The sequence below is a fragment of the Acinetobacter sp. NS-4 genome (assembly GCF_037402435.1).
Classification (GTDB): domain Bacteria; phylum Pseudomonadota; class Gammaproteobacteria; order Pseudomonadales; family Moraxellaceae; genus Acinetobacter.
Genome location: NZ_JBBEUE010000016.1, coordinates 1 through 25,724, shown reverse-complemented (window position 1 = coordinate 25,724; position 25,724 = coordinate 1). Strand labels below are relative to the sequence as shown.

Genomic DNA, 25,724 nt, shown 5'->3' with positions numbered 1-25,724 from the left:
TGTGAAACAGTGTTTCTCCTCTCCTAAGAGGAGAGGGAACTCTAAAAAGGAAAATTAAACCGCAACTGGTGCCTTAATTGCAGGATGTGATTCGTAACCAACAATTTTAATATATTCAAATTTAAAATCGAAGATGTCTTGGATTTCAGGATTTAGCTTTAATTGGCAAAGTACCATCGGCTCACGGCTGAGCTGCAATTTGGCCTGTTCAAAGTGGTTAGCATACAAATATGTATCACCTCTAGCCCAGACAAAATCGCCCACACCTAAACCGCAGACTTGCGCAATCATATGCGTGAGCAGCGCGTAGCTGGCAATATTAAATGGAACGCCTAGAAACCTTATACCCCCAAGTTTCTACACATTATGCTTGGATAAATAGGCAATTAATACCGTATGCTAAATGTGCATTTTTTATTTTGCACAATTAGTCTATCCAAAACATTGTTAAAAAGAGCCTAAACTAAATTATACCTACAATCTACACACAGCCGGTTGCTTTCTAAGAAGCTTATTATAGATATATCTAACACACTTAACCAATCCTGTAGTTCTATAAATAGAATCCTAAGTTCTTTCCAGAGTACACGACCTTACTAGATGCAACCGGTTTCTAATAAGGGAAAAAGTATCCTGAAATACACTCATGACTTTATAGGATTTAGAAACATCTAAAAGTTATTCAGCTAAATTGAATATGCTAATGATTTGATTATGAATAGGTAACATTAAAAAGTTACCTTTATTTGATTGAGATATGACCTTTTATCACAATAGGGAACTTTCTCTTTTTTAACCTCAATGTCATATCAAGTTGAGACTAATTCACTTAAGCTCTAATTAAGTTTATTCCTTAATAATCATCCAATAAGAAATTAGATAAAACCCCTCTCTTTTGATTCGGACAATCTAACCTAGAAGTCATTATTTATGCCTACAGTCTGCTTTTGTGCTGATGATTTTGCTATGAATCCCCAAATTGATCAGGCAATTTTCCAGTTAATTGAACGGGGTTCCTTACAGGCAGCCTCCTGCATGACACAATCACCTTTGTGGGCAAATGAGGCATTAAAATTAAAACAATATGCGACAACGATTGATATTGGCTTACATTTAAATTTGACTCATGTCTTTGATGCTCAAACCTTTAGTTATCCGCTTGCGCAACTCATGCTGCGTGCATGGTCCCATCAGCTCGACAAAACATTAATCCGAAAAAGCATTCAGCAGCAATGGGATCATTTTGTTGAAGTCCTAGGACAGCAACCACACTTTGTTGATGGCCATCAGCATGTCCATCAGTTTCCGGTCATACGAGAAATCCTGATTGACTTCTTAAAAGAGCAGCGGTTTAAAGGCTGGATTCGTAGTCTGAGTCACACAGTCAATATTGCCCCCTATCAATTCAAAAGTCAGTTGTTGCAAATGTTAGGAGCAAAGCGTTTAACACGATTATGCCAAGAAGCAAATTTTGCCCAAAATGAACAGTTCGCCGGTATCTATGATTTTTCCATTACCCATTATCCAAATCTATGCCAGCAATGGTTCAGTCACGCTGAACATCAGTTACTGATTATGTGTCATCCGTCTATTGGAATTCCAGATACTCCGGATTCGATTTATAATGCACGCATACAAGAATATAATTATTTAACTTCAGAACAATTTTTTCACGACTGTACTAACAACAATATAAAACTTGGTCGTATTGGTGGATATAATGTCTAATTTTAATCCTTTTTTATGCTGCGTTGTTCCTGCTCACAATGAAGCAGAAAACCTGAAAAATTTTATTCCAGCATTATCTAAAATGCTTAAACAAGAAAATATTTGCTTTGAAATCATTGTTATAGATGATGGTAGTAAAGATAGCACTATTGAAGTATTACAAGGCCTGCAGAAAGACTATCCTTTACGTGTGCTAGAGTTTTCCCGTAACTTCGGTAAAGAAGCTGCTTTATATGCTGGTCTAGATCATGTTGATGCTGATCTGGCACTCTTGATTGATGCCGATTTCCAGCATCCGATCAATGTGATCCCGACCATGTTGAGCTTATGGAAAGAAGGTTATGAGATGGTTTATGGCATCCGTAACCGGGAAACCGAGTCCTGGCTAAAAAAATTATTCACCCATATTTACTACAAAATTCTCAATGCCAGCTCTACATTAAATATCCCGGAAAATGCTGGTGATTTTAGATTGCTCGATGCCAAGGTAGTGCATGCCATCCGTGACTTGCCTGAACGTAATTTGTATATGAAAGGCCTTTATGCCTGGGTGGGTTTTAAAAGTATCGGCATTTTGTTTACCGAAAAAGAACGCCAATGCGGTCGGTCGAGTTTCAATTTTAAATCTCTGCTCAATCTTGCCATTTCAGGTTTAACGGCCTTTTCTGACTTACCGTTAAGGATCTGCATTTATTTAGGCATCCTTCTGGGTATTTTCTCTTTTAGCTATGGCTGCTGGATTACAGTACAAACCCTATTCGAGGGAGCCAAAGTACCTGGTTGGGCAACGCTAGCCGCTGGTTTAGCCTTTTTGGGGGCAATCCAACTGATTTTTATTGGTATTTTAGGGGAATACATCAGCCGAATTTATTCAGAGGTCAAAGCCCGACCCAAATATATTATTGCTGCTGAACATTCAAAAAACAGACAGGCTGTGCCTGAAACAGAATCAAAATCATAAAGCCTTAAGTTATGTTATCCACCCACTTATTTTTTCAATTTCTGCGTTTTGGAATCATTGGTTTACTGGCCGCTTTGACCCATTATGCCTTGGCAATGCTGCTTATTCATCAACAGATGAACATTGCAGTGGCGAACTTATTGGGTTTTTTGAGCGCATTCTGGGTGAGTTATTTTGGCCACCGCATCTTTACCTTTAATGTCGTCCAGATTTCACACCGCCAGACGCTGCCAAAATTTATTATTGTGGCAGTTACTGGCTTTGTTTTTAATGAAACGATGCTCATCGCGTTGCATCATTTCACGCCTTATCCGATTTCAATTTTACTGATTATCACAATTATCGTTACTGCCTTATTTACTTTTTTTCTTAACCGGATCTTTGCATTTAAACCTTAGGGAATTCCGCTATGAAGCCACTTTTCCGTTCATCAAAATTAATGCTGTGGTGCATCAGCATCTGGTTGATCGCTTGTGCCGGCATTCGTTATTTTTCCCTTCCGGATGAAGGCCGTTATGGTGATATCAGCCGGGCTATGCTGCAATCTGGTGACTGGTTAGTGCCTCGTCTTAATGGTCTGCCTTTTATGCATAAACCACCATTGTTGCACTGGATCAGCAGTGTGTTGATGGAAATTTTTGGAGTACATGTCTGGGTACTCCGCCTTGTACCTACACTGGCCGGGATCATGATGCTCGTTGGCTTGTTCTGGTTTCTAAAAAAACACTGTAATGAACGGATTGCCCAACTTAGTGTAGTGATCTTGGCTACCAGCCTGCTTTTTTTCGGCAGCAGCCAGTATGTTAATCATGATCTGTTGCTTGCTTGCTGGATCAGCATCACTATTCTATGTTTTGCCGACTTTACTCTTTCAGGAGAAAAGTCAGTTCTGTGGATGGGATATGTGGCGTGTGCTTTAGGTTTTTTAACCAAAGGACTGATTGGTATTTTAATTCCGGGAATGGTTATTCTGCTCTGGGTTCTCGCAAGCAAACAATGGAAAAAAATTCCTTCTCTGCTTAACCCCATCGGTTTAATTATTTTCTGTGTGATTGCGCTGCCTTGGGTTTATCTGATGCATTTAAAATACCCGGCCTTTTTGCAGTATTTTTTCATCGACCAGCAATTCAGCCGCTTTAGCTCGGATCAGTTTAATAACAAGCTGCCTTGGCCATTTTATTTATTCTGCTTGTTGATCAGCTTTTTACCCTGGTTCTTTGTTTCACAATTTAAATTCTCAAAACAGGATTTCAGCCAATCACTCGGTCCAAGTATTTTAACCTTAATGCTGATCTGGTTTGTTTCTGTGACGACCTTTTTTTCAATTCCTCCATCAAAACTTGCAGGTTATATTCTGCCAGCAACGCCTCCCTTGGCGGTGTTCATCGCCATCATGGTGGATCGAGTCCTGACCAGTAACAAAATAAACCGTTTTCAAACCTGGGCAACGCCTGTTTTGGTTCTTGTTGTAGGTGTAGCTTTTATTAGCTTACCTTTTACCGCAAGGCCGAAAAATCTACTCTATGTCAATATTACCGCACTCTATAGTTTGGGAACTGGAATTCTTATATTCAGTATTCTGCTCATTTTTTATTATCTCAAACAGCGAATTTCCTATTTTTCGCTCATGTTCAGTATGGCAATAATGCTCTGTATGAGCGTGAGTCTTGGGGTCAGAATTCTTGATGTTCAAAATAATGCTAATCAGGTTTCTTTCCAGAAAAATATTACGGCAAATATGCCAATTGTGTTTTATCACAACTATTTTTATGATGTTCCATTCCTTCTCAATCTACAAAAACCTGTTTATTTGGTGGATGACTGGGAGAATGCCAGCCAGGACAGTAGTTCAGAACAACTCAAGGATGGCCTGATTTTTGAACCCGAACGTAGGCAATACCTGTGGTCCGATTCCATCCTGGATCAAAAAATCAAATCTGGAGAAGCCCTTGTCGTGCTGGCTCGCAGCAACTCCTTTAACCCTCATTATGCGAATGTTCAAGTTTTACATTATCGCAATTATGATGTGTATTTTTTTAATAATATCGGTCTAGTACAAAAATAAGACCAAGCCTGCATTTGCAGGCTTTCCTCGATCCAATGTCTGAAATAACATTTATGAGCTGCCTATTAAAAATAAATCTTCGTGCCCAAAATTTCTAAGCGTTTGGCAATGTCTTTTTAAGACTATAGCAGTACCCTTTATAGGCTAGAAATGAGGTATGTTGAAATTACAAAAGATCTTCAATTTGGGAGATGATATGCAGCCAACTTGGGCTACCATTACTTTACTAGACAAATTTTATCTATTCTTTTTTCATCGGTTCAGTTTTATTTAAATATTTAAAATTCAGGAAAAAATATGAACAATAATTATCCTAAACCTATGATAATAATGCACTGGATTACCTTTGTTTTAGTTGTAATTGTATATTTGACGAGTGGAGATCCAACAAGAACAGGCTTGCAGGGCCAGATTCATGTTATAGGCGGAATTTCAATATTTATTCTATTTTTCGTGAGATTGAGTTTTGTTTTTCTCTATAAAAGAAATATTCCTCAAAATGAGATCATTAATTCGTATCAAATAAAATTATTTAAAATTGTCAGATTTACGCTTTACTTAAGTTTATGTGTCGTTCCAATAGCGGGCTGGCTTGCATTATCGAGTTTTACTGATAATTTCAAAGTTTTATCTTTTAATTTGCCACTTTTGAGCAGTGTTAGAGAGGTTAAATATATTGGTCAGATACATCAATTTTTAGGTAACTTCTTTATTACAGTCGTAGGTTTACATGCTTGTGCTGCATTAATCCACCATTTTATTTTCAAAGATAATGTATTAAAAAGTATGCTTTTTAAAAAAATGAAATGATTTAGATCTATAACTATAAAAAATAGGCATATTGTTCACCCAGAACAACATGCTTTATCGATATAAAGCATGTCAGACAGGTCAAATATTACTATAGACTTATTATCTATACTCCTCATAGAAGTGGGAATATTTGGATCATATAAAAAAGGTATCTTATGCCACCGCAACATTAAATAATGATCCGATCCAAGCACTGAATAACATGGCGATAATTCCCCAAATCATCACCCGAATCGAACCTCTCCAAATACTTGCACCGCCAGCATAACTGGCCAAGGCACCCATAATTCCGAGACTTAATACCCCAATCAGCATGACGCCTTTCTTTAAGTATTGCTCCGGCAGCAGCATAATGGAAATTAAAGGAAAGAGTGAACTGATTGTAAATGCAGTGGCTGAAGAGAATGCAGCACGAAAGGGCTGGGCAGAAGTACGATCTGAAATACCAATTTCATCACGCGCATGGGTATCTAAAGCATTGTGTATAGTCAGTTGCTACGCGACTTCTTGCGCTAAAGCGGGTTGTAATCCACGCTGTATGTAAATATTTTTTAGCTCATTTAATTCATGTTCAGGATGGCGTTGCAGTTCACGTTATTCCATCTGCAGATCATTCTTTTCAATGTCTTGCAGAGATTTAACCGAAATATATTCACCCGCAGCCATCGATGCAGCTCCAGAGATCAATCCGGCGACACAGGTCACCAGTAGGGTATGGGTAGATGCTCCACTGGCCGCGATTCCCACCACGAGACTGGTGACTGAAATAATCCCGTCATTTGCCCCCAGCACAGCTGCACGCAACCATCCCGCACGTTCGATGTAATGTTTTTCAAGATGCTAAGAATGGCGCACAAGGTATATCCTTTTTTGTTATCAGGATGATTATAATAAATTTATTTCTTAGATTAGCATTTGTAGAGATTGTTATTGGCTCATTTCAAAAATCGTGTTTAACAAGAGGGAAAATAGTTAATAGCTCAGCGCCCTACAGCACGAGTACATGTAAGAAATAAAAGGCTTTTATCATAACCTCGATTAGCATAGGCCTTTGTCTTTAATGCTTCAGCGATTGTTTGTTGATACAGCAGGGATACACGCTTGGACTGCTCCCCGTATACTGAATAAGCCTTATCAATAGATTTGTGAAATAAAGCTCTTAAACTCTATAATACTGAATGACCTCATCAGGGAAAAAATGTGTTGTGGCCACACATCACTAGAAAAATTGCCTGATGGGAAAAAATTTAGCTCAAATTAACTTGGTAGGCACTCTAAAAAGGGTAACTGCCAGATCAGTTTTGAGTTAGTGCAATTAAGGTGGTTGAATGAAACAATATCTAGATTTGTGTCAACGCATAGTTGATGAAGGCGTATGGGTTGAAAATGAACGAACTGGAAAGCGTTGTTTAACCGTTATTAATGCTGATTTGGAATATAACGTAGGAGCTAATGAATTTCCTTTAGTGACTACCCGAAAAAGTTATTGGAAAGCAGCTATTGCAGAGTTGTTAGGGTATCTACGTGGGTATGATAATGCAGCTCAGTTTCGCGCTATTGGCTGTAATACCTGGAATGCCAATGCCAACGATAATGAAGCCTGGTTAGCTAATCCTCATCGTAAAGGTGAAGATGATATGGGCCGAGTATATGGTGTACAAGGACGTCATTGGCATAACTCGGCAGGAGAAGAATTCGATCAGCTTCGTAAAATCTATGATGATTTGCGTAATGGTATTGATGACCGAGGTGAAATTCTAACATTCTACAATCCAGGCGAGTTTCACATGGGATGTTTACGCCCTTGTATGCATACCCACACGTTTTCTTTGGTGGGGGATACGCTTTACTTAACTTCATCGCAGCGTTCATGTGATGTGCCATTAGGTCAAAATTTTAATCAAATTCAAGTTTTTACTTTGCTAGCTCTAATGGCTCAAATTACCGGACATAAGGCTGGAAAGGCTTATCATAAGATCGTAAATGCACATATTTATGAAGATCAATTAGAACTCATGCGCGATGTACAATTAAAACGTGAACCGTATCCTGCACCGAAACTTCATATCAATCCTAATATTAAGAGTCTTGAAGATATTGAAACATGGGTGACATTAGATGACTTTGAAGTTGAAGGTTATCAGTATCATGAAGCAATTGCTTATCCATTTTCAGTATAAATAAATATTTTCGAATAAGAAGGGAGTTTCTTTTTAATGAGGATTCGAAACTTTCATCAAAATGGAACACTTTCTTATTTTTTAACTTAATGTCTAAGCTGATCTGAACTAATACCCCTTTGTTCCAATAATTTTTTTAACCGTTCGATCTCCTGGTTAGCGTCAAAAAGCGACTTTTGGTCTGTTTCATATAACGTCTTATAATAATCTCGCGATTTTCTCATTTTTTGAAATCGCTTATCTGAATGCTGAAAAAAACGCTTCATATCTTGGTATTGATTAAACCAGTCGATAACCTCGTTTTGAGTTTGTTATTAAGGATCAAGCTTCTGTTGAATCAGCAGGGTTTAAAAATTATCAGAATAAAAAAAAGTGAAATGTTTATGTCCAGTCTTTCTGAGCATGCATCACAAATGCTGTGTCGCAATCGCTATAAAATGTTCCAAATGTATTGCTGATGCTGAATTGAATTCAACGTATTTTAACAAAGCATTGAAAATGTAGCGTATGTTTTATTTTTTCATTTGCTCCCTTCAAGCATATCAATGTATGGATGAAAGACGCTAAACCCCAAGACAGTATATTGCTGATTAAGTGAGCATAAATTAAATTTATAGATTTCTGTATTTATAAAAGTTAACAAAAATTAATCATTTAACTCGATTTTAAGGGGGCTGTTCATATTTGATTACATTTATTAGATGAAAAATCACATTTTAGGAGTTACTATCTTGCCGTCGAAATGAATGAAAAGCCGGTCGTTGAAGGCTTAGGAGTGTTTGGTAAAGAATGGCTTATGATCATAATGTAAACATGAGTGAAGTACATGCTCCTGTTCAGGCAAACATCATAATTCGTTCCCAATCGGGTAGAAATTCTAAAAAATCTAAAGAATTTCAGACTGTCGAAGCAACACAAAAAAATAATATGCTTGCCAAAAGTGGACAGCGAATTGATATTAATAAATTTACTGATTTCTTGCAGGGCGTTTCTTCCAATAGCAGTTCAAAAAAGTGTGCCAAAAGTATCAGGCTTGCTTTGGAATCAGCCGGTGCAAGATTTCAAAGTCATCCCGTCGCGGCGGCAGACTGGGGAAATACGTTGATGAACATTGGTTATCGACAAATTAATCCTAAGTTCGATGCCCCGAAAGAAGGTGATATTTATATTATTGATCGAACCGGCAAACATATGTATGGACATATTGCAGGATTTAACGGCAAGCAATGGGTATCTGACTTTAAGCAAAGAAGTTATGATGTTTATAATGAAAAAGGCCTGACCTATAAATATTACCGCCCGAGTTTTTAACTTTTAAAAAGTTAAAAATAGCCAAACAGAAAAGTTCAGCAGGAATTTTTCTGATAAAAAAAGATGCCACTTGGGCATCTTTTTTTATTTCACTTTTAACTTAAGGCAATGGCTTGATTGGGCTACCGCCTAAAGACTGCATCAAGGTGACATAAGCATTGTATTGGCTCTGTTTGGTTTGAACCAAAGACAAACGTGCATTACGTGTGGTTTCCTGAGCATCGAGCAGATTTTTCAGGGCGATGGCACCGTTACGGTAGCGTACTTCAGTCAAACGTTCAGTTTTCTCGGCAAGCTGCATATTGCGTTCTTGCAAAGCCACCTGTTTGTTTAACTCGGTACGGGCCGATAGTGCATTTTCAACATCGGCAAAGGCCTGATAAAGACTTTGACGATACTGGATAATCGCTTTTTCATAATCCAGGTCACTAATCGCCAAATCTTTTTTCATGTCGTTATATTGCAAGAACGGCAGGCTGAGATTTGTACCTAGGGTTAAAACTGGGTTTTGCAACAGGTTGGTTAACGATGTGCTGGAAGAACCCAGGTTTCCGGTCAAATTAATCGAAGGGTAATAACTGGCTTTGGTGGCATCTTTATTGGCAAGTGCCTTGCGTAAACGTAGTTCACTGGCTTGCAAGTCTGGACGACGTGACAACAGGTCTGCCGGTAAGCCGGCTGAAATTGCCGGTAAGGCAATACGCGGTAAACGCTGCGGCTCAGTAATATTGAGTTGTTGCACCGGTTGCTGCATCAAAACAGCTAAAGCCGTTCTGGTTTCTACTTTTTGCTGTTCTATCTGGCTTAAGGTCGCTCTTTGGCTTTGCACCGACTGTTCAGCTGAAGTTAAGTCCAGACCGGAAACTGCACCGGCACGGTATTGGGTACGAACCAACTCAAAGGTTTTTTGCGTACTCGCCAGGTTTTGCTGGGCAATTTGATAACGTTCATTCAGATAACCCAACTGCCAATATAAATTTGCCGTAGTGGCAATCAGACTTTGTGCAGTAGCTTGCAAGTCCTGTTCGGTGGCTAAGGCTTCCCATCTGCTGGCTTCAGTTTGTCGAGCCAGTTTCCCGAACAAGTCCAGTTCATAGCTTACGCCACCACTTACAGACAGACCGCGTGAAGCATCATCACCAGAATTCAGGTCAATACTATGTCCTGCCGAAACGCTGGAACTGACCCGTGGGCCTTGCTGGTTTTTTGCCAAACCAGCCTGTAAACGTGCCTGCTGCAAGTTAATCCCGGCAACCGCCAAATCGGTATTGCTGGTTAAAACCTGATTGACCAATTGATTTAGCTGCGCATCGCCAAACAATGTCCACCATTGATCAGCATAGACATCGGCATGCACTTGCTGACTCATGGCTTTGCTGTTATGGAAACTGCCTGGAATATTCACGGCAGGCTGTTCATACGGGGTTTTCACCACCGCAGCACAACCGACCAGTGATCCACTCAGCATCAGGGCAGTGGCAAGTTGGGTAAAATTGATTTGCATTTTATCTATCCTTATTCGCGAGAAAGTGCATCCACAGGGTTAAGCTGTGCTGCATTACGGGCAGGGATAAAACCGAAGATAATCCCGATCATGCTTGAACATACAAAGGCAGCCACAATGGAAGTGGTTGAATAGGCCATCTGGAAGGTACCTCCTGCAAAATGGCTAATCAGCTGCCCAATACCTAAGGATAAAAGCACCCCCAAGATGCCCCCTAAAATACAGACCAGTACCGCCTCAATCAGGAACTGTTGCAAGATGTCACTTTGACGGGCACCGACGGCCATACGCACCCCAATTTCCTGAGTACGTTCAGTCACCGATACCAGCATGATATTCATCACCCCGATACCCCCAACAATCAATGAAATCACCGCAATTGCAGAAACCAGTAAGGTCATGGTTTGTGTGGTTTGCTGGATGGTCTCACGAATACTGTCGGCATTTTGGGTAAACACATCCTGTGCGCCGTGGCGTTGTACCAGCAAATTCAGAATGGCATTTTCAGCTGCTGCACTCGGGTATTCATCTTTGATACGCACGATGATGCTGCGTACATTGGCCTGACCCAACATGCGGCTCATCACGGTCGAGTAGGGTAGGTAAACATTCAGGCTGTCAGAATTACCCATCATCGATTTTTGTGCTTCAATCACGCCAATGATACGACTGGGAACACTACCGAGCAGAATGACCTGACCCACAGGATTGGTGCCATCGCTAAAGAATGTTTTTTGGGTATTGTTGTCAATCACCACATCTTGGGTACGTTCAGTCACGCCTTCTTTGTCAAAAGGCTGTCCAGACTGAAAGTTCATGCCTTTGACATAGAAGAAGTCTTCACTGACGCCATTCACTGTAGCAGAGGCTTCGGTATCTTTAAAACGTGCAGTAATGTTATTGGTGACAGAAGGGCTGACCCCATCAACATAGGGTTGCTCAGCGAGTGCATCGGCATCCGCAGGAACCAGAGTTTTTACCTGTGCCGTTTTGGAATTATCACCAAAGCCACGGCCTTGATAAACGGTAATGGTGTTGGTTCCAAGACTGCTGATATTTTCCAGAATCTGCTTTTGTGAACCATTGCCCAGTGCCACCACAGAAACCACCGAAGCAATCCCGATAATAATCCCGAGCATGGTCAGGAAGGTGCGCATACGGTGTGCATTCATGGCCAGCAAGGCCATATGGAAGGCTTCACCTAACCGGTCTGCAGCCGAGCGCCAGGACGGCGTTTTTTTCTGTACACTGTGTTGTAAATTTTGTTTTTCTAAAACTTCATCTGTGGCAACTTCAGGCACATTCGGTTTATCTGAAATAATGTTGCCGTCACTAATTTCGATAATACGCGAAGCATTTTTTGCAACGTTGTGATCGTGGGTCACGAGAATAATGGTATGACCTTTGGCATTCAGCTCACGTAAAATACGCATCACCTCAATACCACTATTTTTATCCAATGCACCGGTCGGTTCATCGGCTAGGATCACATCGCCACCGTTCATCAAGGCACGGGCAATCGAAACACGCTGTTGCTGACCACCGGACAACTGACTGGGACGGTTTTGGGTTTTTTCAGCCAATCCCAGATCTGTAAGCAGTTGGGTCGAGCGTTGTTGACGGGCGGAAGTATCTACCCCGGCATAAATGGCCGGAACTTCAACGTTACCTGCCGCAGTTAAATCACCCAATAAATGATAGCGCTGGAAAATGAAACCAAAGTATTCACGGCGCAGTTGTGCCAGTTCATCTGCTTCTAATTTGCGGGTTTCACGTCCTTTAACCTGATAGCTCCCTGAGGTTGGTTGATCCAGACATCCCAAAATATTCATCAGGGTGGATTTTCCCGAACCGGACTGCCCGACAATGGCCACCAGTTCTCCCGGGTAAATCTCAAGATTAATGCCCTTTAAAATCTGAATGGTGCTTTCCCCAGCGGGGAATTCACGAGTCAGATCTGTGACCTTGAGCAAAGGTTGTTGATCTTGACTCATGATTACATTCTCACTGGACCTGCACCACCACCTACACGGTTACTGCGTTTGGCAGCATCATTTGAGGTATCGGAAGCATCTGCAATCACTACTTTCTCACCTTGTTTCAAGCCTTTGATGACTTGGGCGGTAACACGGTTATTCAAACCCACCAGTACCGGCTGCGGTTTTGCAGAACCATCGGCCTGAACCACGCGCACCATCGACATAGATGCTTTGCCTTGTTCAATCAGTGATTTTTCTTCTGCAGAAAGTTCCAGGCGTTTAGGGCGTTCAGTTTTGGCTTGATCGGTATCGGCTGGCTTTTGTTGTTTTGCTTGGTCTGCATTACGATCAGCACGTTTGCCTTGAGGGCGGTTTGAACTTTGCAAAGCTGCTGCAGGTACAGTTAATACATTTTTTGCTTCAGCCAAGACTATATATACTTGCGCAGTCATATCAATACGCAGTTTGCCATCTTCATTGGGTACATCAAACAGGGCGTTGTAATACACAGCCGTGTTTGAAGACGAAGTGGATGAGTTATTGCTTTCTGTATTGATAGAGTTCGGTGCCGGTTCTACCTGGCGTAGTTTGGCATAATGTTTTTTGTCGCTATTGCCCAAGGTGGTGAAATACACGGTTTGACCTTCTTCAACTTTCATCACATCAGCTTCCGAAATTTCAGCTTTAATCGTCATGTTGTCGAGTTTGGCCAGTTTGACAATGGTCGGTGCGCTTTGGTTGGCGTTTACGGTTTGACCTTCCTCGGTCACAATCGCCACAATAGTGCCATCCATAGGTGCAACAATCTGGGTATAGCCCAAATCTTCTTTTGCTGTGGCCAAGGTTAAACGAGATTGTTCAATTTGCGCATTAATCGCCAAAATGTCAGCTTGTGCTGTTTTGTAGCTCGCCAATGCGGACTCGAGTTCAGCACGTGATGTCGCATCTTGGGCATACATGGCTTGCTGACGTTGATATTCAGCTTGAACTTTTGCTAAGTTGGCTTGTTTGACTGCCAGTTGAGCCTGCTGGTTTTTAATGCTCGCTTCAGCCGTTTTCAGGCCATTTTCCTGACGAATCGAATCAATTCGGGCAATCAGTTGACCTTGTTTCACTTGGTCGCCCAATTTCACATACATCTTTTTGACCTGTCCAGATACCTGTGCACCGACGCTGACCATTTTGGTCGCTTCAAGTACACCAGTTGCAAGCACCGAATCTTCAATGTCACCGCGGCTGACTTCACTGCTGATGTATTGCGGTGCTTGCTCTTTCGGTTTCAGAAACAACCAGGCTGTGACTGCAATAGCAAGAATACAGACCACCGCAACAACTATTTTGGACGGTTTTATTTTTGGCATAGTGAGCTGATAAATGAGGAAAATTAGACCAATTATAAAAGTTAAATAAGGATAAAACGTGAACTTTTTAAAAAGAAATGAGAATTATTTTCTTTTTGGAGATCTCTTGGAAAAGTCACTAAAGATATTATAGGTTAATGTTGAAGCAGCTTTTTAGAGAGTGATTTTTAAATGATGGGCACTGGATTAAATTTCAATTCAATCAGTTTTCTGAAAGGTGATTTTCCGTCTGACTGTTGAGTTTCGCAGAATTGCTGTGGTGAGAATGTATTTTTGCCAACTGATCTTAGTCATCTAGACAGATTATATTTTAGTCGAATGATGCTAGATTTATTTAATGATTTTTATTTGAATAATTTTTTATGTTCGACATTTTTATTTGTTTTTTATTTTACCGCCCTGAGTTTCGAACTGGTACACATAATTTTAAAAATCTTTGTTTTATCTCTAGATTTAAATAAAAAAAGTTTGTATTATTAAATCCATAAAATAATTATGGGTTTAATAATAAGAGCATTAATCCCCATAATTATGCGAAAAAGATCATAACTTTAATATGAAAATTTGTAAGGGGTAAGTGATGGAATGGAATGAAACTTATAATATTGGGATTGATGTGATTGATAATCAGCATCGTCAGATATTGGATTACATTAATGCGTTGGAAAAAATTAGAGGGAGTGGGGATCGCAACCAGATCAAGGAAGTCCTGGATGATTTGATTGATTATACCCAATCGCATTTTAGCTTTGAAGAAAACCTGCTTGAGCAGGTACGTTATCAGTATTTGCCTTCTCATAGAGGTATACATGAATTATTTGTTAAACGGCTAAATGATTATCGTCATAAATTTGACAAGGGAGAGTCGGTTGAAAATGATTTATATCGACTATTGTCAAAGTGGTTGATTAATCATATCCAGCATGATGATCAAGACTATGTGGATGCAGTGCGTGACAATATGCTGCACTATCTGCGTACACAGGAACAAAAGAAAGGTAAAAGCTGGTTTTCGCGCTTTTTTAGTTAAGCATTTGATTCAAATAAGTTTTGACCGCACATGCTACTGATGGCTTGTAGGATCAGATGTTCGGGATTCTCGTCCCCCAAACCTTTAATGGATGCATCAATGCGCAACAACAGGGATGGCCAAGTCAGGAAACAGTTTGGATTGAGCCGTCTTAAGGCCTGTTGATATTGACTGACTTTATTTTTCCAGATTCCAAGTTGCAAGGCATTTTGCGGCTGTTCAAACAATTGCATCAGTAAACGCATTTCTTTACTGATGCTCCACAAAATCAGGCTCATCGGCTCGCCAGAAGCAATCAGATACTGGAAAATTTTAATTGCCTGAGCCAGGTTGCCGGCTAGCAGGGCATCATTTAAATCGTAAGTAGTATAGCGAGATTGATCTTGTAAGCATGAATACAAATGATCAATCTGGATCACGTCTACGTCGGCAAAAGTATCGCTGACGCGCATTAAACTGTTTTTGGCTGCCAGCAGGTTGTGCTCATGGTGTTGTTCCAGCCAAGCCCAAGCATCATTGGCCAGTTTAATCCCAAGCTTTTCTGCCTCAATGCTTAAAATCCGTTGCCGGTCTTGCGGATAATTGGCCGTGAGCGGAACAGTGACACCATTGGCATCCACCACCTGGAAAAAACTGGATTTTAGGCTGCTGCTGTCCTGTTTGGGCATCACCACCAATAGCAGGTTCTGCTCATTGTGCTGGATATAGCTTTTCAGTTGCTTGATGCTGTTGGCATCGGGCTTGATATTGCCATGCACTTCAACTGCAAGTTGAGTAGAAAATAATGACAGGCTATTTAAAGCATTAAAGACATTTTTCCAGTCACTGACATTGCTAACGTCATAACGCTGACGTTCAATTTCCTGTTTGTGCCAGCTTTGACGAAAAGCATCCAGTAAATTCTGTTCAAGCAAAGGTTCTTGACCATACATAATCCAGGCACCACGAGCTTCATCAACACGTTTTAGGGCTTGGGGATAGTCAAGTTTCATAGCACTGTTATCTATATTTAAGGTTGTGTGGTTGAGTTGGCCGGTTTGGTGACCACTTTCGGTAGGCGGTTGGATGAAATCTGACGCACAATTTGCTGTGCCACATCATCAACAATCACCTGATTAAGATATTTTTGTTCTTGGTCATCAGTGTTTACAGTGGCCACATCATATTGATAGCTGCGTGAAGCGGTAATGGTGCGCGGTTCAGTCACCGGATTACCCTGTGCATCTTCAATACGGAAAGTCACCGTTAAGCGCAGTAAGGTTTCTACCAATTTACCGTTTAACTCATGACGTTGTGGTGTGTAATCCAGTACACGCAACACGTAGGCATCAGAACTATCGCTGAGCTGAATGCCTGTGGCACCTAAATAAATTGCAAGTTTTTCATATAAGTCTTCTGTATTATTCGGCAAGACCAATTTCATTTTAGAATAAGCCACAGGAGCAGTTGTCGGATTGGTGCCTTTTAAATGGAAGCCACAACCCACTAAGCCTGCACTTAGACCACAAGTTAAAACAATTGCTGCTAAACGTTTGCCCAAATGCATGCGTTATCCTCTGTATTGTTCTTTAAAGAAAAAGGAAGATTGAAATATTTAGTGATTGTATGTGCAAAGCCCGTTGGCTGGCAACGGGCTTTGTTTGGGTTTTGTTTTTAATTCCTAATGAAAAGTTCCTTCTCCCTCTGGGAGAAGGTTAGGATGAGGGTTGAAATTTACCTCTCCCTAACCCTCTCTTGAAAGGAGAGGGGATTTTTCAAATTTAATTAAACCACCAAGTTCACTAATTTATTCGGTACCACAATTTCTTTCTTGGTTGGACCAGTCAAGAATTGTTGAACTTCAGGTAGTGCTTTTGCTTGAGCCAAGATCTCATCTTTCGATGCATCTACAGAGACTTCAAGTTTGCCACGAAGTTTGCCGTTGACTTGTACCACGATAGTTTGAGTATTACGGGTTAACGCAGATTCATCCACAGCAGGGAATAAAGCATTTGTTAATTCGATACCAAACTCAGCCAATAGGGTTTGGCTTAAGTGCGGTGCAAACGGAGCAAGCAAAGTAAGCAGGGTAGTGATGGATTCACGTGCGACAGCAACATCGTTGTCATCTTTTGCTTCAAACTTGTTATTGGCATTTAAAAGTTCCATCAACGCAGCAATAGCCGTGTTAAATGCATGACGACGTTCGATGTCATCACCCACTTTCTGGATGGTTTCATGCGTTTTACGACGTAAGTCCTGCGCAGCTGTTGAAAGTTTTGCTGCATCAAATGCAGTTGCAGCATTGCCTTGTTCAAGGAAGCTTGTAGCTAAACGCCATACACGTTTCAAGAAGCGGTTTGCACCTTCAACGCCTGCGTCAGACCATTCAAGTGATTGATCTGGTGGTGCCGCAAACATCATGAATACACGTGCGGTATCTGCGCCGTATTGGTCAATAATCGCTTGCGGGTCGATACCGTTGTTCTTCGATTTCGACATTTTCTCTTGACCGCCCACCACAACTTCTTGACCATCGCCGGTGTATTTTGCAGAAAGCACACGGCCTTTTTCGTCTTTTTCAAGTTCGATGTCAGCAGGGTTAAACCAGGTTTTCTTGCCTGAATCCGCTTCACGGTAGAAAGTATCTGCCAGCACCATACCTTGGGTGAGCAAGTTGGTGAATGGTTCATTACCTTGTACCACGCCTTCATCACGCATCAATTTGTGGAAGAAGCGCGCGTATAACAAGTGCAGAATCGCGTGTTCAACACCACCAATATATTGATTTACTGGAAGCCAGGTTTGAGCTGCTTCCGGTTTAACCATGCCGCCAGTGAAGTCTGGAGATGCATAACGTGCATAGTACCAAGAAGATTCTACAAAGGTATCCAAGGTATCTGTTTCACGACGTGCATCACCGCCACAGCATGGACATTTAGTCTCGAAAAATTCAGGCATTTTGTTGAGTGGGTTACCAGAACCGTCTGGCACAACGTCAGTGGGTAGAATCACTGGAAGCTGTTCTTCAGGTACAGTGACCTGACCACATTTTTCACAGTTGATCATTGGGATTGGACAACCCCAGTAACGCTGACGAGAAACCCCCCAGTCACGTAAACGGAACTGAACTTTGGTATTGGCAAGTTTTTGTGGTTCTAATTTTGCAATAAATGCATCAAAAGCACCCTGGAAGTCTAAACCGTCAAATTCGCCTGAATTGACCAGTTTACCTTCTTTAGAACCGTACCATTCCTGCCATTGGGTTGAATCAAAGTCTGCATCGTCTGCACCTTTGGCATCAATCACTTGCTTGATGGTCAAACCGTATTTGTTGGCAAATTCGAAGTCACGTTCATCGTGTGAAGGCACTGCCATCACCGCACCTGAACCGTAAGACATCAATACATAGTTGGCAATCCAGACCGGAACAGCTTCACCTGTTACAGGGTGTTTAACTGAAAGGCCAGTCGCCATACCTTTTTTCTCGGCAGTGGCAAGATCGGCTTCTGCAACAGAACCCATACGGCATTCTTCAATAAATGCTTTTAATTCAGGATTGGTTTCAGCCGCTTTAAGCGCCATTGGATGTTCAGCAGCAACCGCAACATAAGTCACACCCATCAAGGTGTCACCACGAGTGGTATATACTGTTAAATCATCGGCATAGATTTCTGGATTTGCTGAAGGGAAGGTAATTTCCATCCCTTGTGAGCGACCAATCCAGTTGCGTTGCATGGTCAAGACTTGTTGTGGCCAGCCGTCTTTTAAGGTGTCTAAATCGTCTAATAATTCTTGCGCATAGTCGGTAATGCGGAAGTAGTACATTGGAATATCACGTTTTTCCACCAATGCACCTGAACGCCAGCCGCGACCATTTTCAACCTGTTCATTTGCTAAAACGGTTTGATCCACCGGATCCCAGTTTACGGTTGATAGTTTACGGTAGATCAGGCCTTTTTTATAAAGCTGAACAAATAACCATTGTTCCCAGTGGTAATATTCAGGGGTACAGGTCGCAAATTCACGATCCCAATCTACTGAAAGACCTAATTTTTTTAATTGATTACGCATGTAATCAATGTTTTCAAAAGTCCACTTTGCCGGTGCCACTTTATGTGCAATCGCAGCATTTTCCGCAGGCAGACCGAACGCATCCCAACCCATAGGTTGCAGCACAGTTTCACCTTTTAAGCGGTGGAAACGGCTGATTACGTCACCAATGGTATAGTTACGCACATGACCCATATGCAGTTTGCCACTTGGGTAAGGGAACATCGAGAGGATATAACGACGTGGACCTTCTACAGTGTCGGCAACTTTAAAGGCTTTGCGAGTTTCCCAGTCTTGTTGGACCGTTGGTTCAATCGCACTGGCTTGATATTCAGGGTCAATGTGAGTAGTCATAAACGTATATAAGAACAATGGTTAAAAAGTTTGTTGCACAGCATAGCGCAAATTGCTATGCAATGTCAGTTTCCAGATCAGGATTTTATCTTCCTGGTCATTAGAAATGGAACTTTGGAGAATCTCATTTAATGAGGTGATGCTTTTGAATTCGCGCGTTTCTCTTTCTTTTGCAAATAAGCTGATTCTATCGATGAGCGGATGTCTTGTTCTGTTGCGCTGCCAAACATATTGGCATATGGATCTTGTTTTAACGTTTGTTGGTTTTTTTGGAGCTGCTGTTTCACTTGAATTTCAATTGCAGCTCGTTCTGCTGCTGTTAATTCAATTTTAGCTGTTGTGGGAAATGAATAATGATTTTGTATTTGTTCTTTGGACTCTGGTACTTTTTTAGATTGTTCAGTTTTATTTTGATAGGTTGATACTGAGCCAAGTCTCTTGGCATTTTTCGGCGGAGGTGTGGTGGTGTAGTGCGTTGAACCATTTGCATCTACCCATTTATAAAAATTTTGAGCATGAATACATGCTGAGGCGAATAATATTATGCTCAATACTAGATAATTGAATAAAAAGGAAAAAATATTCATTTATTGAACATGGCGAGTGATGGCAAGCAGCTGCCACCACTTCTTTCTTATTTTATTCAGCGCGCTGAGCAGCTGAAACGGATGGCGATTTTTTCATAGGGGTGCTCGGGGCTTCAGCCGCATTTGCCGCCGCTAGTCCTGCATTTACATGATTTTGCGCCTCTTTTTCCGCTGCTGCATTCTGTGCTTCTTTATCCGCATTTGCATGCGCCGCGTGACTAGCAGAACCTGCCGCGCCATAAGTATCCACTTTACCTTTCTTCTTTGCAGATTTTGGTGGTGGTGTGGTGGTGTAATGGGTAGACCCTTTGGCATCCACCCATTTGTAATATTCTTTAGCAAAACTTGTGGTTGAACTTAAACTTAAGATTAAGCCAGTCGCTATAAATCCAATTTTGATGCAAGATGATGCCATAATAATCAAGTCCTTATTGTCATAATCAGTTGGATAGAGTGGGGGGAATAGAACTCCTGATTGCCTGAGTATTTTATATGATCTTGATGGTTTTGCAGAAAAAAAAGATAAACTGTCCCAAAATGCAGACAAGTGAATGGTATTTATTGAGGACTACCATTAGAGGAAGAGATTTAATCAGCAAAAGTTTCTCTTTTATCGACGGTTGTCGCGTTCATTTAGTACAAAAATGTATCAGAAAATACAATTAGAACTTAGAAAATAGATTTAAATTAATAAAAACATGTTTCAATAAAATAAATATTCATTCCATTTTATTATATTTTTTATACTTATTTTTCATGAAATTTTTTTATTATTTATTTGAAATATATAAATATTTTAAATTTTAATGATTATTCTGCGAACAGTTTTAAACAAAACAACCCAATAAAAAGTGAATTATTCGAAAATAATGTATAAAAAGCTAATTTTTAAACTTGACTTTAATACTCGAAACCACAAAAATGCTGCTTTAGTTTTATATGCCTTAGATCGATCACCCTTCGAATAAGTGCCTTTTAGCAATGGACTTCTTCTCTAGCCGAGAAGCTGAACAAAGCCAACAAAATATGTTTATCCCAACATGTTTTAGACCTCATATTGCTCAAACAGCAACCAGGTCAGATTTTTTTCTTATTGCTATGAAAACTATGAAATTTGTGTGCTATAACAGAGCAGACAGTTAATGAATTAATCACCACAAATGCCCTCCATTTGTGCGTGAAAAAAGATTAGGGTGAATCACGTTGGAACTTTTATCTGGTGGTGAAATGCTTGTTCGCGCATTGGCGGACGAAGGCGTTGAGCATTTATTTGGATACCCAGGCGGCGCAGTACTACATATTTACGATGCGCTCTTTCAACAAGACAAAATCAATCATTACCTCGTACGTCATGAACAAGCTGCCGGTCATATGGCAGATGCTTATTCGCGTGTAACAGGTAAAACTGGTGTGGTACTTGTCACATCAGGTCCCGGTGCGACAAATACCGTAACTCCAATTGCAACGGCTTATATGGACTCAATCCCAATGGTGATTTTGTCTGGTCAGGTTGCAAGCCATCTCATTGGTGAGGATGCGTTCCAAGAAACCGATATGGTCGGTATTTCTCGTCCAATCGTAAAACACAGTTTCCAAGTGCGTCATGCCAGCGAAATTCCTGCGATTATTAAAAAGGCATTTTATATTGCATCTTCAGGCCGTCCAGGTCCTGTGGTTGTCGATATTCCTAAAGATGCGACCAACCCAGCAGAAAAATTTGCTTACGAATATCCTGAAAAAGTGAAGATGCGTTCGTATCAGCCACCACACCGTGGTCACTCAGGTCAAATTCGTAAAGCGATTGATGAATTGATTAGTGCAAAACGTCCAGTGATTTATTCTGGCGGTGGCGTGGTACAGGGTAATGCTTCAGCATTATTGACTGAACTGGCTCATTTATTGGGCTATCCAGTAACCAATACTTTGATGGGCTTGGGTGCATTCCCGGGTAATGACCCTCAATTTGTCGGTATGTTGGGTATGCATGGTACTTATGAAGCCAACATGACCATGCATAATGCAGACTTAATTCTCTGTGTAGGTGCGCGTTTTGATGACCGCGTAACCAATAATCCGGCAAAATTCTGTCCAAATGCCAAAGTCATTCATATTGATATTGATCCGGCAACGATTTCTAAAACCATCATGGCGCACATTCCAATTGTGGGTGCGGTAGAACCTGTATTGCAAGAGATGTTGGTTCAGTTGAAACAAATGAATGTTTCTAAGCCAAATCCTGAAGATATTGCAGCATGGTGGAAGCAAATTGATGAGTGGCGTGCAGCGCACGGCTTAAAAGTTGTGGCACCGACTGATGGCACAATGAAGCCACAGCAAGTCGTTGCAGCTTTAGATAAAATCACCAATAGCCAAGCGATCATTACTTCCGACGTAGGTCAACACCAGATGTTTGGTGCGTTGTATTACAAATACACACGTCCACGTCAATGGATCAACTCAGGTGGTCTAGGTACCATGGGTGTAGGCTTGCCATATGCAATGGCTGCGAAACTCGCGTTCCCGGATCAGCAAGTAGTGTGTATTACTGGTGAAGCGTCGATTCAGATGTGTATCCAAGAGCTTTCTACTTGTAAGCAATACGGCTTGAACGTAAAAATCTTGTGCTTGAACAACCGTGCCTTGGGTATGGTGAAACAGTGGCAGGATATGAACTACGAAGGCCGTCATTCAAGCTCTTATGTTGAATCATTGCCTGACTTTGCCAAGTTAATGGAAGCTTATGGTCATGTCGGCATTCAAATTGACCATGCCGATGAGCTTGAATCCAAGCTTGAAGAAGCCATGGCAATCAATGATAAATGCGTATTTATTAACGTAATGGTTGACCGTAGCGAGCATGTATATCCAATGCTGGTTGCAGGTCAGTCTATGCAAGATATGTGGTTAGGAAAAGGGGAGCGCACTCAATGAGACATATTATCTCTGTTCTCGTAGAAAACGAAGCTGGCGCGCTTTCTCGTTTGGTAGGTTTATTTTCTCAACGTAATTATAATATTGAGACTTTGAACGTTGCGCCAACCGAAGATCCAACCATGTCGCGTTTGACCCTGACCACTTATGGTGATGATCATAAAATTGAACAAATCACCAAACAGCTCAACAAACTGGTTGAAGTGGTTAAAGTGGTTGATTTGTCTGAAGGTGCGCATATTGAGCGCGAATTGATGCTGATTAAAGTGAAATCACTTGGATCGGCACGTGCTGAAATTAAACGCACTGCAGACATTTTTCGCGCGCAAATTGTGGATGTAACACCAACCACATACACGATCCAGATTGCTGGAACCACTGAAAAACTGGATGGTTTCATTGATGCGCTTGCAGAAAATACCATTCTTGAAGTGGTACGTTCTGGCGTATCAGGCATCGCACGTGGCGAAAAAGTTTTAACAATCTAATTTTTTAACATATTCTACTCATCGTACAGATGAGTATCCAAGTCAGTGAATACCAATAACATCATTGACTTGGATAAAAGGAAACATAAGCATTTAAGCGGAGACAGCAATGCAAATTTTTTATGATAAAGACTGTGACTTATCTATCATCCAAGGTAAAAAAGTAGCGATCATCGGTTACGGTTCACAAGGTCACGCACATGCGCTTAACCTTAAAGACTCTGGCGTTGACGTAACTGTAGGCTTACGTGCTAACTCTACTTCTTGGAAAAAAGCTGAGAATTCAGGTCTTAAAGTTGCTGAAGTTCCTGCTGCTGTAGCACAAGCTGACGTAGTAATGATCTTGACTCCGGACGAATTCCAATCTCAACTTTACCGTGACGTAATTGAGCCAAATATCAAGCAAGGTGCGACTTTAGCATTTGCTCACGGTTTCTCAATTCTTTACAACCAAGTTGTGCCACGTGCTGACTTAGACGTAATCATGGTTGCACCTAAAGCACCAGGTCACACAGTACGTTCTGAATACCAACGTGGTTCAGGTGTTCCTGACTTAATCGCCATTCACCAAGATGCTTCTGGTAACGCACGTAACGTAGCACTTTCTTATGCTTCAGGCGTAGGTGGCGGCCGTACAGGTATTATCGAGACTTCATTCCGTGAAGAAACTGAAACTGACCTTTTTGGTGAGCAAGCAGTTCTTTGTGGTGGTGCAGTTGAATTGGTTAAAATGGGCTTCGAAACTTTGGTTGAAGCGGGTTATGCTCCAGAAATGGCGTATTTCGAATGTCTACACGAACTTAAATTGATCGTTGACTTGATGTTTGAAGGCGGTATCGCTGACATGAACTATTCAGTATCTAACAATGCTGAATATGGCGAATACGTAACGGGTACTGAAGTAATCAACGAACAGTCTCGTGAAGCAATGCGTAATGCGCTTAAACGTATTCAGTCTGGTGAATACGCGAAGATGTTCATCCAAGAAGGTGCATTGAACTACCCATCTATGACTGCACGTCGTCGTCAAAATGCGGCTCACGGTATCGAAGTAACTGGTAACAAGTTACGTGCAATGATGCCTTGGATTCAAGCGAACAAGATTGTAGACAAAGAAAAGAACTAAGTTCTAATTTCTAAGTCAAAAAGCCCTTGTTTTATAACAGGGGCTTTTTTTATACAAAGTTGTGCTTTCCTTTCTTGCACATCGTTCAAAGCAGTGCTTTGAATTCGCTCATACCTTGGATCCAAGTAAACAAAATCGTAGATAAAGAGAAAAACTAATTTCTCGAATCAATTGATTTGATTTGAAAAACCCACTCTTTTTGATTGGGTTTTTTTATTGATTAAGATATTTTTAGTTTTTTGAAGAGGATTGGTCTCTTACCAATTCGCAACAAAACATCAGGTATAGAGATAGATTAGAGGTGATTTTAAGTGTGATAGAGTAGACATAATTTATTTTATTGTTGAGTGTGGCTGAACAATGAAAACTCAGATCCTACTATGTCTTACAACTTTATCGCTTTCCTACTTGAGTTATGCAGAAACAGTTCCTGCATCAGCTACTGAGAACCTGAAACCTTTCACAAATGTCCGTGTTTCTATGCAACGAATGCTACGTTCAAACGATGGACGCTATTTTCTTGATTTATATGCAGGGATCTGGAATCCGCACGGAACGCTTCATGATTTGAGTGATCAAAAAACGATTGCCTTTAAGGGTTTGCAAAAAGGCGATCAGCTTAACCTTAAGTCGGTAAGTGTAAATGGTGAGCAGGCAACATCTGAACAATATCAATTAAATGGAAACTTAAATGCAAATACTGGAGATATGCCAGCAGTTTTCAGTGCAGCAAATAATAATGAAAATACTCTAATACAATTTGAACCTGCATTTTCAGCCGTAGAAAAGCCGCTATTTATATTTAAATTTTATGGTGTGGAAAATGCTCAACAACCTTATGGAAAGGCTTTAAAACAAGTGCAGGTATTGAATAAAACCACCAATCAAGTGGTGCAGAGTCTGACAGGTTTTACCGCTTATCCTAAGAGTATTGGCTATATGGATATTAATTTTGATGGCTATTACGACATCGTGTTGTCAGATACTTCAAATGATCGCAAAGTTGAAGATAAGCGTTTTATTTACTGGATGTATAATCCTAAAACCCATCAATTTCAGCGTTCACCGCAATTGGAAAATATTACTGGATTTCCAGCAATTCATGGAGAAAAACAGCAAATTGATTTTGGGGATGGTCAGGTCTATCAGGTAAAAAGTGGCTTATTGAATCGAGTTGAAGACAACTGATGAGGTATTATAAAAATGATTTTTTTAATAATAGGTTTTAGGGCGTGTCCTCATTTGAAGAATTGGTTTTAAATACTTAAAATCCT

Annotated in this window: 19 protein-coding genes and 3 pseudogenes; 12 read left to right on the top strand and 10 right to left on the bottom strand. The window is 40.8% G+C overall.

Features of this window, described 5'->3' with window-relative positions; all coding sequences use genetic code 11:
- Positions 1-54: 54 nt before the first annotated feature.
- Positions 55-339, bottom strand: a pseudogene (thyA, locus tag WAE57_RS12250) (thymidylate synthase); the annotation flags it as partial.
- Positions 340-930: 591 nt separating this feature from the next.
- Between thyA and WAE57_RS12245 the strand changes: the two are divergent.
- From WAE57_RS12245 to WAE57_RS12225, 5 genes are all read left to right on the top strand, one after another.
- Positions 931-1,728 (top strand): ChbG/HpnK family deacetylase, encoded by a 798-nt coding sequence (locus tag WAE57_RS12245; protein ID WP_337710818.1) that lies wholly within the window; start codon positions 931-933, stop codon positions 1,726-1,728.
- On the top strand, positions 1,721-2,689 hold the full coding sequence (locus WAE57_RS12240) for a glycosyltransferase family 2 protein (protein WP_337710817.1): 969 nt from the start codon (positions 1,721-1,723) through the stop codon (positions 2,687-2,689). Before WAE57_RS12245 ends, WAE57_RS12240 begins: the two co-directional genes overlap by 8 nt.
- Before the next feature lie 11 nt (positions 2,690-2,700).
- Entirely contained in the window at positions 2,701-3,087 is a 387-nt protein-coding gene (locus tag WAE57_RS12235; RefSeq protein WP_337710816.1) for a GtrA family protein, read from the top strand.
- An 11-nt stretch (positions 3,088-3,098) separates the two neighbouring features.
- Positions 3,099-4,754, top strand: a complete 1,656-nt coding sequence (locus tag WAE57_RS12230; RefSeq protein ID WP_337710815.1) for a glycosyltransferase family 39 protein — start codon at positions 3,099-3,101, stop codon at positions 4,752-4,754.
- Between the two features lie 297 nt (positions 4,755-5,051).
- Positions 5,052-5,564 carry a cytochrome b/b6 domain-containing protein gene (locus WAE57_RS12225; protein WP_237787841.1) on the top strand — a complete coding sequence of 171 codons (513 nt, stop codon included), beginning with the start codon at positions 5,052-5,054 and terminating at the stop codon, positions 5,562-5,564.
- 156 nt (positions 5,565-5,720) lie between these two features.
- Here the strand turns inward: WAE57_RS12225 and WAE57_RS12220 are convergent.
- Positions 5,721-6,389: pseudogene (locus tag WAE57_RS12220) on the bottom strand (VIT family protein).
- Positions 6,390-6,895: 506 nt separating this feature from the next.
- Between WAE57_RS12220 and WAE57_RS12215 the strand changes: the two are divergent.
- Positions 6,896-7,747, top strand: a complete 852-nt coding sequence (locus WAE57_RS12215; protein ID WP_337710814.1) for a thymidylate synthase — start codon at positions 6,896-6,898, stop codon at positions 7,745-7,747.
- Between the two features lie 789 nt (positions 7,748-8,536).
- A complete protein-coding gene (locus WAE57_RS12210; RefSeq protein ID WP_086173965.1) occupies positions 8,537-9,058 on the top strand; it encodes a CHAP domain-containing protein in 522 nt (173 codons plus the stop codon).
- Positions 9,059-9,158: 100 nt separating this feature from the next.
- On the opposite strand, the gene WAE57_RS12205 is transcribed toward WAE57_RS12210, so the two are convergent.
- The 3 genes from WAE57_RS12205 to WAE57_RS12195 are packed head-to-tail and all read right to left on the bottom strand — an operon-like array spanning position 9,159 to position 13,902.
- Positions 9,159-10,562 (bottom strand): efflux transporter outer membrane subunit, encoded by a 1,404-nt coding sequence (locus WAE57_RS12205; RefSeq protein ID WP_337710813.1) that lies wholly within the window; start codon positions 10,560-10,562, stop codon positions 9,159-9,161.
- Positions 10,563-10,573: 11 nt separating this feature from the next.
- Positions 10,574-12,556 (bottom strand): MacB family efflux pump subunit, encoded by a 1,983-nt coding sequence (locus WAE57_RS12200; protein WP_337710812.1) that lies wholly within the window; start codon positions 12,554-12,556, stop codon positions 10,574-10,576.
- A 2-nt stretch (positions 12,557-12,558) separates the two neighbouring features.
- A complete protein-coding gene (locus WAE57_RS12195; RefSeq protein WP_337710811.1) occupies positions 12,559-13,902 on the bottom strand; it encodes a MacA family efflux pump subunit in 1,344 nt (447 codons plus the stop codon).
- 580 nt (positions 13,903-14,482) lie between these two features.
- Between WAE57_RS12195 and WAE57_RS12190 the strand changes: the two genes are divergently transcribed.
- Positions 14,483-14,932 (top strand): bacteriohemerythrin, encoded by a 450-nt coding sequence (locus WAE57_RS12190; RefSeq protein WP_086173961.1) that lies wholly within the window; start codon positions 14,483-14,485, stop codon positions 14,930-14,932.
- Here WAE57_RS12190 and holA read toward each other — a convergent pair.
- From holA to WAE57_RS12165, 5 genes and pseudogenes are all read right to left on the bottom strand, one after another.
- Positions 14,929-15,924 (bottom strand): DNA polymerase III subunit delta, encoded by a 996-nt coding sequence (holA, locus tag WAE57_RS12185; protein ID WP_337710810.1) that lies wholly within the window; start codon positions 15,922-15,924, stop codon positions 14,929-14,931. The genes WAE57_RS12190 and holA overlap by 4 nt on opposite strands.
- 17 nt (positions 15,925-15,941) lie before the next feature.
- The gene (gene lptE / locus WAE57_RS12180) at positions 15,942-16,478 is read right to left on the bottom strand and encodes an LPS assembly lipoprotein LptE (RefSeq protein ID WP_237787848.1); all 537 of its coding nucleotides are present in this window, start codon (positions 16,476-16,478) and stop codon (positions 15,942-15,944) included.
- Positions 16,479-16,696: 218 nt separating this feature from the next.
- Positions 16,697-19,318: a leucine--tRNA ligase gene (gene leuS / locus WAE57_RS12175; protein ID WP_337710809.1), complete on the bottom strand. Its 2,622-nt coding sequence runs from the start codon at positions 19,316-19,318 to the stop codon at positions 16,697-16,699.
- Between the two features lie 398 nt (positions 19,319-19,716).
- Positions 19,717-19,905: pseudogene (locus tag WAE57_RS12170) on the bottom strand (DUF4124 domain-containing protein); the annotation flags it as partial.
- Positions 19,906-19,957: 52 nt separating this feature from the next.
- The gene (locus tag WAE57_RS12165) at positions 19,958-20,320 is read right to left on the bottom strand and encodes a DUF4124 domain-containing protein (RefSeq protein WP_237787850.1); all 363 of its coding nucleotides are present in this window, start codon (positions 20,318-20,320) and stop codon (positions 19,958-19,960) included.
- A 788-nt stretch (positions 20,321-21,108) separates the two neighbouring features.
- On the opposite strand from WAE57_RS12165, the gene WAE57_RS12160 reads away from it, so the two are divergent.
- From WAE57_RS12160 to WAE57_RS12145, 4 genes are all read left to right on the top strand, one after another.
- On the top strand, positions 21,109-22,836 hold the full coding sequence (locus tag WAE57_RS12160; RefSeq protein ID WP_337710808.1) for an acetolactate synthase 3 large subunit: 1,728 nt from the start codon (positions 21,109-21,111) through the stop codon (positions 22,834-22,836).
- A complete protein-coding gene (gene ilvN, locus WAE57_RS12155) occupies positions 22,833-23,324 on the top strand; it encodes an acetolactate synthase small subunit (RefSeq protein WP_086173954.1) in 492 nt (163 codons plus the stop codon). Before WAE57_RS12160 ends, ilvN begins: the two co-directional genes overlap by 4 nt.
- A gap of 109 nt (positions 23,325-23,433) precedes the next feature.
- Complete coding sequence (gene ilvC / locus WAE57_RS12150; RefSeq protein WP_086173953.1) at positions 23,434-24,450, top strand: ketol-acid reductoisomerase; 1,017 nt, start codon at positions 23,434-23,436, stop codon at positions 24,448-24,450.
- Between the two features lie 360 nt (positions 24,451-24,810).
- Positions 24,811-25,638, top strand: coding sequence for a hypothetical protein (locus WAE57_RS12145; protein WP_337710807.1), 828 nt, complete (start codon positions 24,811-24,813; stop codon positions 25,636-25,638).
- The last annotated feature ends 86 nt before the right edge of the window (positions 25,639-25,724 follow it).

Excerpts from the sequence above, each read along its gene's own strand:
- WAE57_RS12245 (WP_337710818.1), top strand. The coding sequence starts at position 931 with ATGCCTACAGTCTGCTTTTGTGCTGATGATTTTGCTATGAATCCCCAA.
- WAE57_RS12240 (WP_337710817.1), top strand. The coding sequence starts at position 1,721 with ATGTCTAATTTTAATCCTTTTTTATGCTGCGTTGTTCCTGCTCACAAT.
- WAE57_RS12235 (WP_337710816.1), top strand. The coding sequence starts at position 2,701 with ATGTTATCCACCCACTTATTTTTTCAATTTCTGCGTTTTGGAATCATT.
- WAE57_RS12230 (WP_337710815.1), top strand. The coding sequence starts at position 3,099 with ATGAAGCCACTTTTCCGTTCATCAAAATTAATGCTGTGGTGCATCAGC.
- WAE57_RS12225 (WP_237787841.1), top strand. The coding sequence starts at position 5,052 with ATGAACAATAATTATCCTAAACCTATGATAATAATGCACTGGATTACC.
- WAE57_RS12215 (WP_337710814.1), top strand. The coding sequence starts at position 6,896 with ATGAAACAATATCTAGATTTGTGTCAACGCATAGTTGATGAAGGCGTA.
- WAE57_RS12210 (WP_086173965.1), top strand. The coding sequence starts at position 8,537 with ATGGCTTATGATCATAATGTAAACATGAGTGAAGTACATGCTCCTGTT.
- WAE57_RS12205 (WP_337710813.1), bottom strand. The coding sequence starts at position 10,562 with ATGCAAATCAATTTTACCCAACTTGCCACTGCCCTGATGCTGAGTGGA.
- WAE57_RS12200 (WP_337710812.1), bottom strand. The coding sequence starts at position 12,556 with ATGAGTCAAGATCAACAACCTTTGCTCAAGGTCACAGATCTGACTCGT.
- WAE57_RS12195 (WP_337710811.1), bottom strand. The coding sequence starts at position 13,902 with ATGCCAAAAATAAAACCGTCCAAAATAGTTGTTGCGGTGGTCTGTATT.
- WAE57_RS12190 (WP_086173961.1), top strand. The coding sequence starts at position 14,483 with ATGGAATGGAATGAAACTTATAATATTGGGATTGATGTGATTGATAAT.
- holA (WP_337710810.1), bottom strand. The coding sequence starts at position 15,924 with ATGAAACTTGACTATCCCCAAGCCCTAAAACGTGTTGATGAAGCTCGT.
- lptE (WP_237787848.1), bottom strand. The coding sequence starts at position 16,478 with ATGCATTTGGGCAAACGTTTAGCAGCAATTGTTTTAACTTGTGGTCTA.
- leuS (WP_337710809.1), bottom strand. The coding sequence starts at position 19,318 with ATGACTACTCACATTGACCCTGAATATCAAGCCAGTGCGATTGAACCA.
- WAE57_RS12165 (WP_237787850.1), bottom strand. The coding sequence starts at position 20,320 with ATGGCATCATCTTGCATCAAAATTGGATTTATAGCGACTGGCTTAATC.
- ilvN (WP_086173954.1), top strand. The coding sequence starts at position 22,833 with ATGAGACATATTATCTCTGTTCTCGTAGAAAACGAAGCTGGCGCGCTT.
- ilvC (WP_086173953.1), top strand. The coding sequence starts at position 23,434 with ATGCAAATTTTTTATGATAAAGACTGTGACTTATCTATCATCCAAGGT.
- WAE57_RS12145 (WP_337710807.1), top strand. The coding sequence starts at position 24,811 with ATGAAAACTCAGATCCTACTATGTCTTACAACTTTATCGCTTTCCTAC.